The organism is Cellulomonas citrea (assembly GCF_009829685.1).
GTDB lineage: Bacteria > Actinomycetota > Actinomycetes > Actinomycetales > Cellulomonadaceae > Cellulomonas > Cellulomonas citrea.
This window is the reverse complement of record NZ_VWSD01000272.1, coordinates 1-1,812: the sequence shown is the minus strand read 5'-3', so window position 1 is coordinate 1,812 and position 1,812 is coordinate 1. Positions and strand designations below refer to the sequence as shown.

Below are 1,812 nucleotides of genomic sequence, written 5' to 3'. Positions count from 1 at the left end.
ACGCCCGGGGCACCGGTCCAGGCGCGGTCCACCTCGCCGTGCTGCACGAGCGGCACCTGGAGCGGCCGCAACCGCTCCGGCGGGGTGCGCCCGACCTGCTGCTGCCAGGCCCGCACTGCGGCGTCGGACCCGGTGACGACGACCTCCTCGACCGCGCGGCCGGTGGCCCCCAGCCCGCGGGCCGCGCCCTTGAGCCCGCCGACGCTGGCCTTGGCCGCCGACACCTTCGCCACCGGCTGCATCGACCCGTCCCGGCCCTCGCGCGCGACGAGCTTGTAGACCATCCCGCAGGTCGGTGCCCCCGAGCCGGTGACCAGGGAGGTCCCCACCCCGTAGGAGTCGACCGGGGCGGCGGCGAGCGCCGCGATCGCGTACTCGTCGAGGTCCGAGGTGACGGTGATGCGGGTGCCGGTCGCACCGGCCGCGTCGAGCTGGGCCCGGACCTCGTGCGCGAGCGAGCCCAGGTCGCCCGAGTCGAGCCGGACGGCGCCCAGGCCGGTGCCGGCGGCCGCCAGGGCACGCTCGACGCCGCGGTGCACGTCGTAGGTGTCGACCAGCAGCGTCGTGCCGGTGCCCTGCGAGCGGACCTGGGAGGCGAAGGCGGCCTCCTCCTCGTCGTGCAGCAGGGTGAAGGCGTGCGCGGCCGTGCCGATGGTGGTGAGCCCGTAGCGGCGGCCGGCCTCGAGGTCCGACGTGCCGGCGAAGCCGCCGATGACGGCCGCCCGGGCGGCGGCGACGGCAGCCTGCTCGTTGGCCCGCCGCGCACCCATCTCCAGGCACGGGCGTCCACCGGCCGCCGACGTCATCCGGGAGGCCGCCGAGGCGACCGCCGAGTCGTAGTTGAGCGCCGAGAGCACGACCGTCTCCAGCAGCACCGCCTCGGCGAAGCTGCCCTCGACGTGCAGCACGGGTGAGCCGGGGAAGAAGACCTCGCCCTCGGCGTAGCCGGTGACGTCGCCGGTGAAGCGGTACCCCGCCAGGTAGTCGAGCGTGGCGGTGTCGACCACCTGCTCAGCGGCGAGCCAGGCGAGCTGGTCCTCGTCGAACCGGAACGCCTCGATGGCCTCGAGCACGCGACCGGTCCCGGCGAGCACGCCGTAGCGGCGGCCCGGCGGCAGCCGCCGGGTGAACACCTCGAAGATCGCGCGGCGCCGGGCCGTGCCGTCGGCGAGCGCGGCCTGCAGCATGGTCAGCTCGTAGCGGTCGGTGAGCAGCGCCGTGCTCGCCGCTGCGACCTGCGAGTTCGTCATGGGTCCAACCTAACCGCGTCGCCCTACAGTGAACGGGTGAGCCAGCTGCCGACCCTCGACCCCCAGGTCACCGAGCAGCCGGACGCCACCACGGGCGCGCCGGACGCCTGGGTGACGATCGTGTGGAACGACCCGGTCAACCTCATGAGCTACGTGACGTACGTGTTCCGCACGTACTTCGGCTACCCGCAGGCGAAGGCCGAGCGCCTCATGCACCAGGTGCACGAGGAGGGGCGGGCGGTGGTCTCGACCGGCAACCGGGAGCGGATGGAGGTCGACGTGCAGGCCATGCACTCCTACGGCCTGTGGGCCACGATGCAGCGGGCCGACGACTGATGCGGGCCTTCCGCGCCGCGCCCGACGGGCTGGAGGCCGTGCTCGAACCCGTCGAGCGCGAGGTGCTGGGCGGTGTCGTCCGCGACGTCCTCGAGCTGCTCCTGGCCGACGGGGACCGGTCGGACGACCAGCTCGACGACGAGCCGGACGAGGACGCCGACGACGACCCGGGTCTGGCCCCGTTCGCGGTGCCGGCCGCCGCGCTGCCGCCGGCCGACCCGGCCCT

Annotated in this window: 3 protein-coding genes; 2 read left to right on the top strand and 1 reads right to left on the bottom strand. The window is 74.8% G+C overall.

The window, feature by feature from the left end:
• Window positions 1-1,250 (bottom strand): nicotinate phosphoribosyltransferase (locus F2B26_RS16065; protein WP_159811058.1); only part of this gene is annotated, 1,250 nt, incomplete at its 3' end.
• 45 nt (window positions 1,251-1,295) lie between these two features.
• Between F2B26_RS16065 and clpS the strand changes: the two genes are divergently transcribed.
• Together clpS and F2B26_RS16055 are read left to right on the top strand one after the other, a co-directional pair.
• Window positions 1,296-1,586 (top strand): ATP-dependent Clp protease adapter ClpS, encoded by a 291-nt coding sequence (gene clpS, locus F2B26_RS16060; RefSeq protein ID WP_235929723.1) that lies wholly within the window; start codon window positions 1,296-1,298, stop codon window positions 1,584-1,586.
• Window positions 1,586-1,812: DUF2017 family protein (locus F2B26_RS16055; RefSeq protein ID WP_438939214.1), on the top strand; the 227-nt coding region annotated here is incomplete at its 3' end. The genes clpS and F2B26_RS16055, both read left to right, overlap by 1 nt.